At 23.0% G+C, this 17,476-nt stretch carries 12 protein-coding genes, 1 tRNA gene and 1 pseudogene; 5 read left to right on the plus strand and 9 right to left on the minus strand.

Going from position 1 to position 17,476, the window contains the following annotated elements; genetic code table 11:
- The first annotated feature begins 8 nt into the window (after positions 1 to 8).
- On the plus strand, positions 9 to 4,244 hold the full coding sequence (rpoC, locus tag BLBCPU_RS00855; protein ID WP_014246115.1) for a DNA-directed RNA polymerase subunit beta': 4,236 nt from the start codon (positions 9 to 11) through the stop codon (positions 4,242 to 4,244).
- On the opposite strand, the gene glnS is transcribed toward rpoC, so the two are convergent.
- Positions 4,239 to 5,930 (minus strand): glutamine--tRNA ligase, encoded by a 1,692-nt coding sequence (gene glnS, locus BLBCPU_RS00860; protein WP_014246116.1) that lies wholly within the window; start codon positions 5,928 to 5,930, stop codon positions 4,239 to 4,241. The genes rpoC and glnS overlap by 6 nt on opposite strands.
- Before the next feature lie 80 nt (positions 5,931 to 6,010).
- Here glnS and BLBCPU_RS00865 point away from each other — a divergent pair, with 80 nt between their 5' ends.
- Positions 6,011 to 7,285 (plus strand): folylpolyglutamate synthase/dihydrofolate synthase family protein, encoded by a 1,275-nt coding sequence (locus BLBCPU_RS00865; protein ID WP_014246117.1) that lies wholly within the window; start codon positions 6,011 to 6,013, stop codon positions 7,283 to 7,285.
- 7 nt (positions 7,286 to 7,292) lie between these two features.
- Positions 7,293 to 7,369: transfer RNA gene (locus tag BLBCPU_RS00870), tRNA-Val, on the plus strand.
- A 46-nt stretch (positions 7,370 to 7,415) separates the two neighbouring features.
- Here BLBCPU_RS00870 and miaA read toward each other — a convergent pair.
- The 7 genes and pseudogenes from miaA to BLBCPU_RS00900 all read right to left on the minus strand — a co-directional run.
- Positions 7,416 to 8,264, minus strand: a pseudogene (gene miaA, locus BLBCPU_RS02975) (tRNA (adenosine(37)-N6)-dimethylallyltransferase MiaA); the annotation flags it as partial.
- On the minus strand, positions 8,261 to 9,346 hold the full coding sequence (gene aroC, locus BLBCPU_RS00875; protein WP_014246119.1) for a chorismate synthase: 1,086 nt from the start codon (positions 9,344 to 9,346) through the stop codon (positions 8,261 to 8,263). The pseudogene miaA and the gene aroC, both read right to left, overlap by 4 nt.
- Positions 9,347 to 9,373: 27 nt before the next feature.
- Entirely contained in the window at positions 9,374 to 11,026 is a 1,653-nt protein-coding gene (locus BLBCPU_RS00880; RefSeq protein WP_014246120.1) for a DEAD/DEAH box helicase, read from the minus strand.
- A 101-nt stretch (positions 11,027 to 11,127) separates the two neighbouring features.
- Complete coding sequence (locus BLBCPU_RS00885) at positions 11,128 to 12,453, minus strand: MATE family efflux transporter (RefSeq protein WP_083817731.1); 1,326 nt, start codon at positions 12,451 to 12,453, stop codon at positions 11,128 to 11,130.
- Positions 12,454 to 12,535: 82 nt separating this feature from the next.
- Positions 12,536 to 13,609 (minus strand): glycine cleavage system aminomethyltransferase GcvT, encoded by a 1,074-nt coding sequence (gcvT, locus tag BLBCPU_RS00890; protein ID WP_254044408.1) that lies wholly within the window; start codon positions 13,607 to 13,609, stop codon positions 12,536 to 12,538.
- Positions 13,596 to 14,006 (minus strand): 6-carboxytetrahydropterin synthase, encoded by a 411-nt coding sequence (locus BLBCPU_RS00895; RefSeq protein ID WP_014246123.1) that lies wholly within the window; start codon positions 14,004 to 14,006, stop codon positions 13,596 to 13,598. Before BLBCPU_RS00895 ends, gcvT begins: the two co-directional genes overlap by 14 nt.
- 21 nt (positions 14,007 to 14,027) lie before the next feature.
- A complete protein-coding gene (locus BLBCPU_RS00900; protein ID WP_014246124.1) occupies positions 14,028 to 14,567 on the minus strand; it encodes an isopentenyl-diphosphate delta-isomerase in 540 nt (179 codons plus the stop codon).
- A gap of 166 nt (positions 14,568 to 14,733) precedes the next feature.
- On the opposite strand from BLBCPU_RS00900, the gene BLBCPU_RS00905 reads away from it, so the two are divergent.
- Together BLBCPU_RS00905 and BLBCPU_RS00910 are read left to right on the plus strand one after the other, a co-directional pair.
- Positions 14,734 to 15,102, plus strand: a complete 369-nt coding sequence (locus BLBCPU_RS00905) for a PaaI family thioesterase (protein WP_014246125.1) — start codon at positions 14,734 to 14,736, stop codon at positions 15,100 to 15,102.
- Entirely contained in the window at positions 15,099 to 16,166 is a 1,068-nt protein-coding gene (locus BLBCPU_RS00910) for a chorismate-binding protein (protein ID WP_014246126.1), read from the plus strand. The genes BLBCPU_RS00905 and BLBCPU_RS00910 overlap by 4 nt, the downstream gene beginning before the upstream one ends.
- Positions 16,167 to 16,193: 27 nt before the next feature.
- Here the strand turns inward: BLBCPU_RS00910 and BLBCPU_RS00915 are convergent, their stop codons facing one another.
- The gene (locus BLBCPU_RS00915; protein ID WP_014246127.1) at positions 16,194 to 17,468 is read right to left on the minus strand and encodes an NAD(P)/FAD-dependent oxidoreductase; all 1,275 of its coding nucleotides are present in this window, start codon (positions 17,466 to 17,468) and stop codon (positions 16,194 to 16,196) included.
- Between the last annotated feature and the right edge of the window lie 8 nt (positions 17,469 to 17,476).

Raw genomic sequence — 17,476 nt, forward strand, 5'->3', positions numbered from 1 at the left:
ATTAAAAAATGAATAAAAAAAATAGTAGATTCAGTAAAATTACAATTCGATTAGCATCTCCAGAAATTATATTAAAAGAATCTAATGGAGAAGTTTTAAAACCAGAAACAATTAATTATAGAACTCATAAACCAGAAAGAGATGGACTTTTTTGTGAACGTATTTTTGGTCCAGTAAAAGATTATGAGTGTGCTTGTGGTAAATATAAAAGGATACGTTATAAAGGAATTGTTTGTGATAGATGTGGAGTAGAGGTTACTGAAAAAAAAGTTAGGAGAGAAAGAATGGGTCATATTAGTCTTGTTGTCCCCATTGTCCATATTTGGTGTTTTAGAACTTTTCCTAATAAAATAGGATATTTATTGGGATTACCATCTAAAAAACTTGAAATGATCATTTATTATGAGCGATATGTAGTCATTCAAGGAGGTATAGCTAGTCGTTTAGATGGATCAAATTTAAAAAAAGGAGATTTTCTTACAGAAGAAGAATATTTATATATTTTATATAAATTACCGAAAGGGAATCAGTTATTAGATGATACGGATCTTAATAAATTTATAGCTAAAATGGGGGCTGAATGTATAGGAGATCTTTTAAATCGTTTAGATTTAGATCTTTTATCTATTGAATTAAGAAATCAGGCAAACAACGAAACATCTAAACAAAGAAGAACTGAAGCTTTAAAACGGTTACAAGTAGTGGAATCCTTTAGAGAAGGGAAAAAAAATGGAGGAAATATTTCATGGATGATTATTCATGTTTTATCTGTTATACCACCTGAATTACGTCCTTTAGTCCCTCTAGATGGGGGGCGCTATGCAGCTTCTGATATGACTGATTTATATCGTCGTGTACTTATAAGAAATAACCGTTTGAAACGACTTATGGAAATTAAAGCTCCTGAAGTTATTTTAAGAAATGAAAAAAGGATGCTTCAAGAAGCTGTAGATTCTCTTTTTGATAATTCAAGAAAAGTTTCTGCAGTAAAAACTGAAGGTAATCGCCCTTTAAAATCATTATCGGATTCTTTAAAAGGGAAACAAGGAAGATTTAGACAGAATCTTCTGGGAAAAAGAGTAGATTATTCGGCTCGTTCAGTTATTGTAGTAGGTCCTCATTTGAAATTACATGAATGTGGATTACCTAAAGATATGGCAGCAGAATTATATAAACCTTTTATTATAAGAAAATTAATTGAAAGAGGAATAGTAAAAACTGTAAAATCTTCCAAAAAAATTATTGATAAAAGAGAACCAATGATATGGGAAATTTTGGAAAATGTCTTGAGAGGACATCCTGTATTATTAAATAGAGCACCAACTTTACATAGACTAGGTATTCAAGCCTTTCAGCCTAAATTAATAGAAGGAAAAGCAATCCAATTGCATCCTTTAGTTTGTGCGGCTTTTAATGCAGATTTTGATGGAGATCAAATGGCTGTACATTTACCTTTATCTCCGGGAGCAATTTTAGAATCTAAACTTCTTATGTTAGCATCTCAAAATATTTTGAATCCAGCTAATGGGTCTCCCATTACGGTCCCATCTCAAGATATGGTATTAGGATTATATTATATGACTAAACCATTATATTCCTCAAAAAATAAAAAAGTAAAAAAAAAGGTTTTTATTTTTTATTCTTCAGAAGAGGTAAAAATAGCCTATTATCAAAATATAGTAAAATTGCATACTTTGATTAAGGTAAAAGTGAATATTAGAAAGAATGATAATTTATTATATAATCAATTAATAGAAACTACTGTAGGTAGAGTTTTATTTAATCAAGTTGTTCCTAAACAAGTAGGATTTATTAATGAATCCCTTACAAAAAAATCTTTAAGAGAGATTATTGGAAAAATTTTACATCTTACTAATGTACCTACTACTGCAAAATTTTTAGATGATATTAAAGAATTAGGTTTTTATAATGCATTTAAAGGTGGGCTATCTTTTGGATTAGGTGATATTATTATTCCTAAAGATAAAAATAATATGGTAGATGCTGCTATAAAACAAGTTGATAATGTAAAAACAAATTATAATATGGGGTTAATTACAAATAACGAACGTTATAATCAAGTTATTGATATTTGGACTAATACAAATGCAATGCTTACAGAAAAAGTAATGAAACGTATGCGTGAGGATAGAAATGGTTTTAATCCAGTTTATATGATGTTAGATTCTGGTGCTAGAGGTTCTAAAGAACAAATTCGTCAACTTTCTGGTATGCGAGGATTGATGGCAAAACCCCAAAAAGCTGGATCTTCTGGTGGAGAAATTATTGAAAATCCAATTTTATCAAATTTTAGAGAAGGTCTTTCTATTTTAGAATATTTTATATCAACTCATGGAGCTCGTAAAGGGTTAGCAGATACAGCTTTAAAAACGGCAGATGCTGGATATCTTACTCGACGTTTAGTTGATGCTGCACAGGATGTTATTATAAAAATAGAAGATTGTAAAACTATACGTGGGTTAGAAATATCTGCTTTAAAAAAAAATGAAGAAATAGTGGATACCTTATTTAATAGAATTTTAGGAAGAGTATCTTTAAATGATGTTTATCATCCTAAAAAAAATCAATTATTAGTTTCTTCTGGAGAAATGATCAATGAAAAAATTGCGTATTTAATTGAAAAAGTTGGGATTGAATTTGTAGAAGTTCGTTCTCCTCTTACTTGTGAATCTAAAATGGGAATTTGTTCTAAATGTTATGGTAGAAATTTATCTACTGGAAAGATAGTTCAAAAAGGAGATGCTGTAGGCGTAATTGCTGCTCAATCTATTGGAGAACCCGGTACACAATTAACTCTTAGAACTTTTCATGTTGGAGGTACAGCTGGAAATATAGCTGAATCTTCTCAAATAAGAGCAAAATATGATGGAATTATAGAATTTGAAGATTTAAAAATTGTACAAATAAAAAATGATTATGGGAAAAAATTAAAAATAGTTGTTTCTCGTTCTACAGAAATGAAACTTTTTAATCAAGAAAAATCTTCTATTTTAATGATTCATAATATTCCTTATGGAGCAACTTTATATGTTAAACATGGTGATAAATTAAAAGAAGGAGATCAAATATGTAAATGGGATTTATATAATGCAGTTATTGTTTCAGAATATACTGGAATAATATCTTATCAGAATTTAGAACAAGGTATATCTTTTCAAGTAGAAATTGATGAACAAACTGGATTTCAGGAAAAAGTTATTACAGAAGTAAGAAATAAAAATTTTATACCAACATTAAAAATTCTTGATAATAACAATAAAGAATTAAAATTTTATAATCTACCGGTAGGTGCTCATTTAATGGTAGAAGATGAAGAAAAAATAGAAATAGGTAAAATTTTAGTGAAAGTTCCTAGAAAAACTGCTAAATCTGGTGATATTACTGGAGGATTACCTCGATTATCAGAATTATTCGAGGCACGTAATCCTTCTAATCCAGCTGTAGTATCAGAAATGGATGGAATAGTTAGTCATGGAAAAATAAAAAGAGGAAATAGAGAAATTATTGTTGAATCTAAAACAGGTGATATAAAAAAATATCTTGTGAAACTTTCTAATCAAATTCTTGTTCAAGAAAATGATTATGTTAAAGCGGGGATGGCTTTATCTGATGGTGCTATAACCCCTAATGATATTTTAAATATAAGAGGCCCTAGAGCAGTTCAAGAATATTTAATTAGAGAAATTCAGGAAGTATATCGATTACAAGGTGTAAAAATTAATGATAAACATTTTGAAATTATTGTTTTACAAATGATGCGAAAAATCGAAGTTATAGATATAGGAGATACTAAATTTTTAGAAGGAAATATTGAATATAAAGATGATTTTATAGAAGAAAATGATAGAATTTCTCAAATGATAGTTATTGAAAGTTCGGGGGATTCTGAAAATTTTAAATCTGGAGATATAATTAGTTATAGAGATTTTAGAAATGAGAATGCAGTTTTAAAATATAAAAAAAAGAAATTGATAAAAACTAGAAATGCAATTCCTGCTATTGGAAGACCTATATTACAAGGAATTACAAGATCTGCATTGCAAACTAAATCTTTTATATCTGCAGCATCTTTTCAGGAAACTACTAAGGTATTAAGTGAAGCAGCTATAAGTAGTAAAACAGATTATTTATCTGGATTAAAAGAAAATGTTATTGTAGGGCATAAAATACCTGCAGGAACTGGATTGAAAGAATATGAAAATATTTTATCAGAAATTTTATAATTCAATTTGTTTATTATTATTTATTTTTTTCCATTGATCTTTAATGGATACTGTTTTATGAAAAATTAATTTTTTATTGTATGTATTCATTGTATTTACATAAAAATATCCAATTCTTTGGAATTGAAAATGATCTCCTTTTTTAGCGTTATGAAGAAATGGTTCTGCATAAGCTATAATTTTATCTATTGATTTTGGATTAATATATTTATTGAAATTTTTATCTACTTTTTTTTTTAAAAAAAAGTAAGAGTTATATATATATATATTTATAGGAATAGAATGTTTTATAGAAACCCAATGTAAAGTACTTTTTATTTTTCTTTTTTTTGAATTTTTTTTATTCTTACCAGATTTGCTTATAGGATCGTAAGTACAGTGTATTTCTATTATTTCTCCATTAAAATTTTTTATTATGGAATTTGCTTTAATAATGTAAGCATTTTTAAGTCTTACTTCACAACCAATGGAAAGTCTAAAAAATTTTTTTCTTTTTTTTCTAAAAAAATCATCTTTTTCAATATATAAATATTTGGAAAAAGGAATTTTTCTATATCCAAATTTTGGATTTTCTGGATTATTTTCTGCATTAACCCATTCTATTTTTTTTGAAGAATAATTATCAATAATTAATTTAATTGGATTTAAAACAACCATTACTCTAGTAGATATTTTATTTAAATGTTCTCGAATTTTAAATTCTAAAAGAGATATATCAATCAAATTATTTCTTTTGGAAATTCCTATTTTTTTTATAAAATTTTTTATTGCTATAGCTGTATAACCTCTATTACGTAATCCAGATATTGTAAAAATTCGAGGATCTTCCCAAGATTTTATTATTTTTTTATTTATTAAAAATTGTATTTTTCTTTTACTAGTTATAGAATAGCTTAAATTTAATCTTGAAAATTCTATTTGTTTAGGTCTTATTTTATTTTTTTCAACGATTTGATCCAAATACCAATTATATAAAGGACGTCTATTTTCAAATTCTAATGAGCATAAAGAATGTGATATTTGTTCAATATAATCACATAATCCATGTGTCCAATCATAAGTAGGATAAATACACCATTTATTTTTGGTACGATGATGTGTTTTTTTCAAAATTCTATACATAATTGGATCTCGCATATTCATATTTGAGGAATTCATGTCTATTTTTGCTCTTAGTACACATGTTTTTTCTTCAAAAAATCCTTTTTTCATTTTTTCAAATAAATATAAATTTTCCTTTATGGATCTATTTCTATAATTGCTATTTATTCCAGATTCAAAAGGAGTTTTTCTTTGAAATTGAATAATATTTTTAGGTAGATCATCTACATAAGCTTTATTATTTTTAATAAGTTTTATAGCCCATTCATAAAGTTGTTGAAAATAGTTTGAAGAATAATATTCCTGATCCCATTCAAAACCTAAAAATTTTATATCTTTTTTTATAGAATTTATAAATTTTATTTTTTCTTCAATAGGATTGGTATCATCAAATCTCAAATTTACTGGGGCATTATACTTTTTCCCTAATTCAAAATTTAGATAAATAGCTTTAACATGTCCTATATGAAGATATCCATTTGGTTCTGGTGGAAATCTAAATTTTATATTTTTAGTAGAAAATCCATTTTTTATATCTTCTTCTATAATTTTTTCAATAAAATGTAATTGTGATTCTATTATCAATAATAATTAAATACTTAATAAATTTAAATTTTTTTTTTCTAAAAAATATATTTTTGTTATATAAATAAAATTTTATACTAGTGAATTATTATGAAACTATTAAATGGATTTTTAATCGTCTTCCAAGTTATCAAAATATTGGATTAAAATCATATAAACCAGGTTTAAAAAGAATAAAAACTTTTTGTTCTTATTTAGGAAATCCTCAATGTTATTTTAAAAGTATTCATGTAGGAGGAACAAATGGAAAAGGATCTACAGTACATATGTTATCTTCTATTTTACAAGAAGAAAAATATAATATAGGATTATTTACTTCACCTCATTTAATAGATTTTAGAGAAAGAATATGCTATAATGGATATCTTATAGAAAAAGATTTTATTATAGATTTTATTAAAGAAAATAAAAAAATTATTGAAAAAGAACAAATATCATTTTTTGAAATGAATACTGCTTTGGCTTTTCAATATTTTAAAGAAAAAAAAGTTTATATAGCTATAATTGAAGTAGGAATGGGTGGGCGTTTAGATTCTACTAATATAATAGATCCTGAAATATCAGTGATTACTAATATTAGTGAAGATCATACAGAATCTCTTGGAGAAAATCGATTAAAAATTTCTTTAGAAAAAGCAGGTATTATAAAAAAAAATAAATCAGTTATAATTGGAAATAAAATATCAAATGATATACGATTTATTTTTTTACAAGAATCATTCAAAAAAAATTCTCCGATATATTTTTCAGAAAATATAAAAGATTATTCTAAATATAAAAATCCATTTGAAGCAAAATATCAAAATTTAAATAAAATTATTGTATTAAAAATTATAGATATTTTAAATAAAAGAAAAAATATCATTATTTCGAATAAATCTATAGAAAATGGATTAAAAAATATTATTAAAAATACTTCTTTTAAAGGTCGTTGGCATATATTACAGTATAATCCAAAAATTATCTGTGATATTGCTCATAATGAAGGTGGATTTATTATGATAAAAAATCAATTAAAAAAAGAATTATACAAAAATTTACATTTAATATTAGGTTTTGTAAAAGAAAAAAAAGTAGAAAAATTATTAAAATATTTTTCTAATGAAGCTTTTTATTATTTTTGTCAACCAAATATAAAAAGAAAATACCCTATTGACAAATTAAAAAAGTTGGTAAAAAAAAATTTTAAAAATTATAGAAAAATATATTTTTTTTCTTCTGTAAAAAATGCTTATTTATACGCTAAATTAAAAGCAAAAAAAAAAGATTTAATTTTAATATCTGGGAGTACTTTTATTGTTTCTGAAGCTTTAATTCTAAATTTTTCCTTAAATTTACAAAAAGTAGTATATTAAAAAATAAGGGCAATTAGCTCAGTTTGGTTTAGAGCATCTGTTTTACAAGCAGGGGGGTCACTGGTTCAAATCCAGTATTGCCCACTTTATTTAAAATAAAAGATAATATTTTATCTTTTTCTTTTGGATTAAACCATGTTATGGAAGGATCTTTTCTGTACCATGTTAATTGTTTTTTTGCATATTTTCGGGTATTTTTTTTTATTTCTTCTGAAATTTCTAAAATAGAATATTTTTTTTTGGAAAAAAAATTATAAATTTCTTTATATCCTATAGTATTTAAACTATTTAGATATCTATAAGGATAATATTTTTTGGCTTCTTCTAATAATCCATTTTTGATCATTTTTTCTACTCTATTATTGATTCGAAAATAAATTTCATCTTTTGATAAAATTAATCCTATTTTTAAAACCGTAAAATTATTTAAATATTTTTTTTTAAAGAAAAAAATAGGAGGATTACCTGTAGATTGAAATATTTCTAAATATCGTATTAAACGTCTTGGATTATTCATATCTAAATAATTAGGTATTTTTCCATACTTTTTAACTTTTTTTTGTAAAAAAAGGATCCCTTTTTTTTTAAAATTAAAAATTAAATTATTTCTAATATTTAAATCAATATTGGGAATATCAGATAATCCATTTATTACTGCTTTTTCATATAGCCCCGATCCTCCCACCATGATTAAAATAGAATATTTATGAAATAATTTTTTTATTTTTTGACGAGATTCTATCTCAAAATATTTTGCATTATAAATTTGATGAATAGTTAAATGTCCTATAAAATGATGAGGAATTAATTTAAGATCTTCCATTGTTGGCATAGAAGTTCCTATTTTTAGTTCTTTATAAAATTGTCTAGAATCACAAGATAAAATTTCCGTTTTTAATTGTTTTGCTAAAAAAATTGAAATAGATGTTTTTCCAATACTTGTGGGACCTAAAATAAAAATGATAAAACGATTTTTCAATTTTTTATTTCAGAATATTTAGATAATTTTTTTAACATATAATAATCTACTATAACTAAAGCAGTCATTGATTCTACAATAGGAACAGCACGAGGAAGTACACAAGGATCATGTCTTCCTTTTCCTTCTATAATTGAAAAATTTCCATATTTATCTATAGTTTTTTGTTTTTTCATAATTGTTGCTACAGGTTTAAAAGCAATTTTAAAATAAATATCCATTCCATTTGATATTCCACCTTGAATTCCTCCAGATAAATTAGTTTGAGTAGTCCCATCAATATTAAATAAATCATTATGTTGAGATCCAGTTAATTTAGAACCAAAAAATCCACTACCATATTCAAATCCTTTTACAGCATTAATTGAAAGCATTGCTTTAGCTAATTCTGCATGTAATTTATCAAAAACCGGTTCTCCAATTCCAGATGAAATATTTTTTATTACACAAGTAATAGTTCCTCCTAGAGTATCCCCTATTTTTTTGGTTTGATGAATTAATGATAACATTTTTTCTTCGGTATATATATCTGGACATCTAATAGGTGATTTTTCTATATTTTTTTCAGATAAATCAAGATCTTGATAAGATTTATTTATTTCAATATTTCCTACAGAAGAAACATAAGATATTATTTGAATATTTTTTATTAATTGTTTAGCAATAGATCCCGCTACAACTCTACATATTGTTTCCCGAGCAGAAGATCTACCACCACCTTTATAATCTCTTATTCCATATTTTTTTTCATATGTAAAATCTGAATGAGAAGGACGATATATATTTTTTATATGTTTATAATCTTCAGATTTATGATCTTTATTATCAATAATAAAACCGATAGGAGTTCCTGTAGTTATTCCATCTAAGATACCTGAAAGAAAATTTACTTGATCAGGTTCATTTCTTGGAGTTACAATAGATGATTGACCAGGTCTTCTACGATTTAATTCTTTTTGAATTTTTTTAAAATTTAATTTTAATCCAGCTGGACATCCATCAATAATTCCTCCTAAAGAATTTCCATGGCTCTCTCCAAAAGTAGTAATTCGAAATATATTTCCAAAAATATTACCAGCCATAAATTAATGTAATTATTTAAAAAAATTTTAATTTTTTATTTCTATAGAAAGGGGTCTACCAAAATGATTTATTCTACTCATTCCTGTTAAGATTTTATTTTGATAACGTTTTTCTACTTCAAATAAAGAAAAATTTGATAAAATTTCTATATGTCCAATATTAATACGTGAATTTTTATTCACTATTTGATTAATTAAATTAATTAATCTTAATTTTGTTAAATTATCTTTGGATCCTATATTTAAAAAAAGTTTAGAAAAAGATTCTTTTTTGAATTTTTTAGATTTTAAAAAAGATCCTTTTTTGAATTTTTTAGTATAAAATAAAGAGGAATTAGATTTAGAGGAAAAAATAATATTAAGATCTTTAGAATTTTTATAAGATGAAATAAAACGATTAAATTCTATCCAAGAAAAACGTTTTATTAATTCTTCTTTATCAAAAGATTCTAATTTTTTTTTTATTTTTGGAAAATAAGGAATCATTGATTGTTCATCAACTACTACTTTTTTTACTTTTTCTATAAAATAAAGGAATTGTTTTTCGCAAATTTCTTTTCCAGAAGGGATCATAGTTCTTTCAAAAGTTTTTCCAATTTTTTTTTCAAATTCTCGTAAATTTTTAATTTCATTAGAATGAATAATACAAACGGAAATACCTGAATTTCCAGCTCTTCCCGTTCGACCACTTCTATGCACATAAATTTCATTTTCATCAGGAAGATTATAGTTTATAACATGAGTAATATCATTTACATCTATTCCTCTAGCAGCAACATCTGTTGCTACAAGTAATTGTAATTTTTTTGTTCTGAATTTATTCATAACAGACTCACGTTGTGCTTGTGATAAATCTCCATAAATAGCATCTGTATTATAACCATCTTGTATTAAAGATTCTGCTATTTCTTTAGTATTTTTTCTAGTTCTACAAAATATAATTCCATAAATTTCGGGATGTATATCTACAATACGTTTTAATGCTAAATATTTATTTGAATTACTTACTATGTAGTAAATATGTTTTACATCATCAGAACAAATATTCCGTTTTCCTGTAATAATTTCTTTTGGTTCTATTAAATAAGAATGTGCTATAACATTCATATATTTAGACATTGTAGCCGAAAATAATAAACTTTGTCTTTTTTTTGGTAATTTTAATATAATGGAATCTAATTCTTCTTTAAATCCCATATTTAGCATTTCATCTGCTTCATCAAGTATTAAATACTTAATATTAGATAAATATAATTTATTTCTTCGAATTAAATCAATAATTCTACCTGGTGTACCTACAATTATATGATTACTTTTTTTCAATAATTGTATTTGATTATCTATGCTAACTCCACCATATAATGGAATAATTTTTATTAGTAAAATATATTTTGAAAAACTTAATAGATCACGTGTAATTTGAAGACATAATTCTCTTGTTGGACATAATATTAATGCTTGTGCATAACGAATCTCTAAATTTATTTTTTGTATAATAGGTAATCCAAAAGCTGCAGTCTTTCCAGTTCCTGTTTGTGCTAATGCTATTATATCTTTTTCAGATTCTAATAAAAATGGAATTACTTTTTTTTGTATAGGAGTAGGATATTTGAATCCAATATTTTCTATAGCTTTAATGATTTTATCGTTTAAAAAATTGTATTCTTTAAAAGTTTTCATAAACGAAATCAATTAATAAAAATAAATACATTATTATTTTTTTTTTATATCACAAATATAGATATTTAATTATTAATGATTACTTAATCTCAATGAGTTTATTATTTAATAATGTAGATTAAGAGTTTTATATTTTTTTGTTTTTTTATAAGTCTTTTAGTTATAATTTCATATCTTATTATCAAAAGTATAGATGATAAAGTGATACCTAGTCCTAATCCTATCCATACACCTTGACCCCCCATTTTAAAATATATAGAGAATAACCATTCTATTGGTAATGCAATAATCCAATAAGAAAAAAAACTTATACACATAGGAATATTAACATCATGAATTCCTCTTAATGCTCCAATGATTATTCCTTGTATTCCATCAGATATTTGAAAAATACTAGCAATTATAATCATTTTTTTTGCTAGATAAATTACTTCATAATCATTTTTAATATATAAATAAGGAATATAATTTCGAAAAAATAAAAATATAAGACTACATATTAACATAAATATTATTCCCATAATTATAATTGACCATCCGATTTTTCTTAATTCAGAATAATTTTTTAAAGCTAATTGATTCCCAATTCTAATTGTTGCAGATACGGAGAATCCTGTACTAAGAAGAAAAGTTGATGAGACAAGATTAAGAACTATTTGATGTGCTGCTAATTCTTTTATTCCGCATTTTCCAGATATAAAAGAAGAAATTGAAAAAGCACCTATTTCAAATAACATATGTAATCCAGATGGAATACCTATTTTTAGTATTTTTTTAAAATATTTTTTTTTAAAAAAAAAATATTTGAAATGATTATAATAATTACGAACTTTTTTATATTTATATAATAAAAAATAAATACCTATTAACATTATAATCCGAGAAATTAAAGTAGCATAAGCTATTCCAGAAACTCCTAATTTTGGAAATCCATATAAACCATTAATGAATAAATAATTTAAAATAATATTAATAAAGGCTGATATCCAAGTAATGATTAGACTAGGTAAAACTAAAGATAATCCTTCTGAAAATTTTCTAAAAACTTCAAAAATCATCCATGGAATAAAAGTAATAGCTGTAATTTTTAAAAAAGATATTGTATCATTTAAAATTTCTTTAGGTTGTCCTAAATATGGAAGAATATAAAAAAAAATATGTATAAAAATATACATGAATATTGATAAAAAAAAATTAAATATCAATCCATGATAGAAAATAATAGCTCCTTTTTGATACTCATTTTTTACATCTACTAATGCTATTAAAGGAGATATTGCGGTAGATATTCCAAATCCAAAAATAACAAAAACAAGAAAAATAGAATTAGCTAATGAAACTGATGCTAAAGCTTTTTTACCTAAAAATCCTACCATTATATTATCAGATAATCCAACAATTATAACTCCTAATTGTGTAAAAGATATAGGAATAGCTAATAAAAGGTTTTTTTTAAAATATTGTAAATATGTTGTATATTTTTTTATTATATTTTTATAAATGGAAATTTTACAATATTAATAGGAATTTTTTTTCTCTTATTGAAATAAAAATAGATTTTTTATCTAATTTATTTTTTATAATAAAACCTAATCCTATCCCTTTTTTTAGAATTGGAGAAAAACATCCGGATGTTACTTTTCCAATAATAGAATTTTTTTTATTTTTTAATAAATTACCTTGTCTAGGTATTTTATTTTCTTCTATAAAAAAAGAAAAAATTTTTATATGTACCTTTAATTTTTTGTTTTTTAATATTTTTTTTGCAATAAATTTTTTATTAAATTTTGTAATCCAAGATAATCCAGCTTCTATAGGAGTAATTCTTTCAGTTATATCTTGACCATATAAACGGTATCCCATTTCTATTCTTAATGAATTTCTACTTGCTATTCCACAAGGTATCATATTTGAAAAAGAACCTATATTTAAAATATTATTCCATACATATTCCGTATATTTATTATGAATATAAATTTCTACCCCTTTAGATCCAGTATATCCTGTTTTTGAAATCAAAATTTTATCTATATCTGAAAATTTTCCTATTTCAAAATGATAAAATGGAATTTTAGATAATGGAATATTTGTCAATTTTTGAATAGAAGATATAGATTTTGGTCCTTGTATGGATAAAAGTGAATATTCTTGAGATAAATCTAAAAATGTTAATTTTTTATTTTTTATATAATTATTTATCCATTTTTTATCTTTTTCAATATTTATTGCATTAACTATAAGTAAAAATTCTATTTTTGAAATTTTATAAATAATTAAATCATCAATAATACCTCCTAAAGTATTAACTAAACAAGTGTATTGGGCTTGTCCAGATTTTATATTAGACAAATTATTTATAGTTAGGTATTGAAGTAAATTATGAGAATCTTTTCCTTTTAAAATAAATTTTCCCATATGACTAATATCAAATATACCTACCGATTTTCTTACAGCTATATGTTCTTTTAATGAAGATGTATATTGAAGTGGCATAGAAAAACCAGAATAAGGGATCATTTTTGCTCCTAATTGTATATGTTTATTATATAATATTGTTTTTTTTAATCCATTAAGATCCATCATATTCTGCAAAATTATTTTTAGTTTCGTACAAAGTTATTTTTAAATTTAAATTAGAAGATATTTTTTTTTTAATTTTTTGCCAAAGAAAAATAACAATATTTTCCATTGTAGGATTAACATCATAAAATTCTTCAATATCTACATTAATATTTTTATGATCAAAAAGAATATTTATTTCTTCACGAAGAATATTTTTTAATTTTTGGATACTAAAAACAAATCCAGTTTTTGAATTTATTTTTCCTGTAATACTAACAATATATTCATAATTATGTCCATGATAATTGATATATGCACATTTTCCAAATTCTTCAATATTTTTATTATGATCCCAATGAGGATTATAAAGTCTATGTGCAGCACTAAAATGACCTTTTCTATTTATAGTTACTTTCATAATAATAATTATTATTATTTATTAAAAATTTAATTTTTTCAAATATTTATTTATAATAATTTTTAACCATATAGTATAAGAATTTGGGTATAAATACATATCTATAATCAATTTTTTTAATGTAATCCATTTCCATTTATCAACTTCTTTAGAATTAATTATAGGTGGATATGCATAATATCCTATAAAAACATGATCTAATTCATATTCTATTAATCCATTATTTAATAATTCATAATAAGTAAAACAAAATTTTTTTTCTAAAAAACAATCAAATCCCATTTCTTCTATTAAACATCGATGTGCAGCTTTTAAAATAGATTCATTTTTTTTAGGATGACTACAACATGTATTAGTCCAAAGTAATGAAGAATGATATTTTTTTGAAGATCTTTTTTGTAACATTAATAATTTATTATTATTCTTTGGATTATATTTAAATATAAATACTGATACTGCACTATGTAATAATCCTTTTATATGAACTTTTTCTTTTTTTTCAAAACCAATAATTTTATTTTTTTTTCCTATTAAAGGGATAAAAATATCTTTTTTTTTCATTATGATTTATTTTTTTGAATTTAGAATTACCAACTTTTTTTTAAAATTAATTTTTTCTATTAAAATAAAAATTGTATTTATTAGAAATTTATTTTAAAAAATTTAAAAAAATGAAAAAAAAAAATTATTATTAAATGAATTAAATAATTTAAGAAAAAATACTTTAATGTATACTTTAAATATAAAATATATTGATATAGGAATAAATACTTTAGTAGCAAAAATGTTAGTAAGTAAAAAATTACTTCAACCTATGGGATATCTTCATGGTGGTGCAACAATTGCTTTAGCAGAAAGTGTTGGAAGTGCATTATCTATAATAAATTTAAATCAAAATAATTTAAATGTTTTTAATATAGAAATCTCTGCAAATCATATACGAAATGTTAGAAATGGAATTATTTTTGCTAATTCAAAGATTATTCATAAAGGGGAAAAAATTCATTTCATAAAAATAAATATTTATAATAAACATAAAAATATTATTAGTTTTTGTAAAATGACCAATATAATAATTCCTAAAAAAAAAATATGAAATTTATAGAAATAAGTATTATTAATTTATACAAAAAAATAATAAAAAAATATTATAATAATGAGAGCTTTGTTTTATTTAAAAAACCTTATGAAAATAAAATTTATTTTTATTCTCGTGGTAATAATAGAAAAATTAAAATAAAAGAAAATTTTTTTTTAATTGGAAGTTTCAATCATAAAAATATCGTAAAAATTTATACTAACGAAATTTATTTTATAGATATAAAAAAAATTATATTTTCTAAAAAATTAATTACTATTCCTTCTTCTTTTTTAGATATAAATTTCTCTCATTTAATTTATTCATATGAATATCAAAATTTACTTAAAAAAGCTATTAAATTTATTAAAAATAATTACTTTAAAAAAGTAGTTTTATCTAGATTAATAAAAATACCATTTCAAAATTTTTATTTAAAAAAAACTTTTCAAAAATTAATTTTTTCTTATCCTAATTCTTTTATAAGTTTATGGTATGATTTTGCTTATGGTTTTTGGATAGGAGCTTCTCCAGAATTATTAATGAAATGTAATGATAAAAAATTAAAAACTGTAGCATTAGCTGGGACTATTTCATCTTTAGAAAATAAAAATAAATGGACAAAAAAAGAAATAGAAGAACATAAAATTGTAATAGAATATATTACTACTTTTTTAAAAAAGTATTATTCAGGAATTTTATCTATAGGAAAAACAAAAATACTGAATTTAGGTACTATAGAACATTTAAAAACTCCAATTAATTTTTCATTTTTTAAAAAACCAAATTTTTACGAAATTTTGGAAAATATGTATCCAACTCCTTCAATATGTGGTTATCCTAAAAGAAAATCTTTAGATTTTATTCAAAAATATGAAGGTTATAATAGAAATTTTTATACTGGATATTTTGGTCCTGTTGATAAAATTAATATGGAATTATATCTTAATTTAAGATGTGCAAAAATAAAAATGGATAAAAAAGAAATTAATTTATATGCAGGAAGTGGAATAACTATACATAGTAATGTAGATCAAGAATATTTAGAAACAGAAAATAAAATAAAAAATTATTTTTTCTAAATTTATTTTCAATTAATCTTTTTTTTTCTATAAAATTTTTTTTATAATTATACGTATACTTTTATTATAATGAAAATATTGAATAATCCAATTTGTTAAAACTATTATTTTATTTCTAAATCCAACTAGACTAATTAAATGAACAAACATCCAAATAATCCATGCTAAAAAACCTTTTAATTTAAAATAAGTAAAATCACATACAGCTTTATTTCTACCAATAGTAGCCATATTCCCTAAATTTTTATATTTAAAAGGGGGTCCTATTTTATTATTTAATAAAAAATAATTAAAATTTTTAGCTAGCCATTTTCCTTGTTGAATAGCAGGTTGTGCAGTCATAGGATGACCATTTGGATAATATTTATTTTTAATTATATATGCTACATCTCCAATAGCAAAAATATTTGGATATTTTAAAGTTTTAAGATAATTATCTACTAAAATTCTTTGTCCACTCATTATGTCTTCTTTTATAAATCCTTTAATTATAGCACCTTTTACTCCTGCTGCCCATATAACATTAGCAGATTCTATTTTTCTATTTTTATCCATAAAAATAATTTCACTATCGTAATCTTTTACTAAACAATTTAACCAAATATTTACTCCTAGTTCTTTTAAATTTTTAAAAGCTTGTTTTGAAGATTTTTCTGACATTCCATCTAATAATCTAGAAGATGCTTGTAATAAATGAATATTCATATGTTGAATATTTAAATCTGGATAATCATTTTGCAATATATATTTTTTCATTTCTGCTAAAGATCCAGCTAGTTCTACTCCAGTAGGACCACCACCAACAATAACAAATGTTATTAATTTTTCTCTTTCTTTAGAATTTTTTGTAAGTAATGCATATTCAAAATTTTGTAATATAAGACTTCTTATATTTAATGCTTCTGGAATTGATTTCATTGGTAAAGAAAAAAATTCTATATTTTTATTCCCGAAATAATTAGTTATAGATCCAGTAGCTATAATTAAATAATCATAAAATAAAATTCCTACATTTGTATGTATTTTTTTTTCTTTTATATTGATAAAATGTACATTAGCTAGTCTAAAAAAAAAGTTTTTTGTTTTTTTTATAATTGTTCTAATAGTATGTATAATCGAATCCGGTTCTAATCCCGATGTTGCTACTTGATATAATAAAGGTTGAAAAGTATGATAATTATTTTTATCAATAAGAACTACTTGAAATTTATCTCTTCTCAATTTTTTAGCAACTTGTAATCCAGCAAATCCAGCTCCAATTATTACGACTCTTTTTAAATTATTTTTTATTGGAATATTCATAGTCAAAA

Source organism: Blattabacterium sp. (Cryptocercus punctulatus) str. Cpu, assembly GCF_000236405.1.
Lineage (GTDB): Bacteria > Bacteroidota > Bacteroidia > Flavobacteriales > Blattabacteriaceae > Blattabacterium > Blattabacterium punctulatus.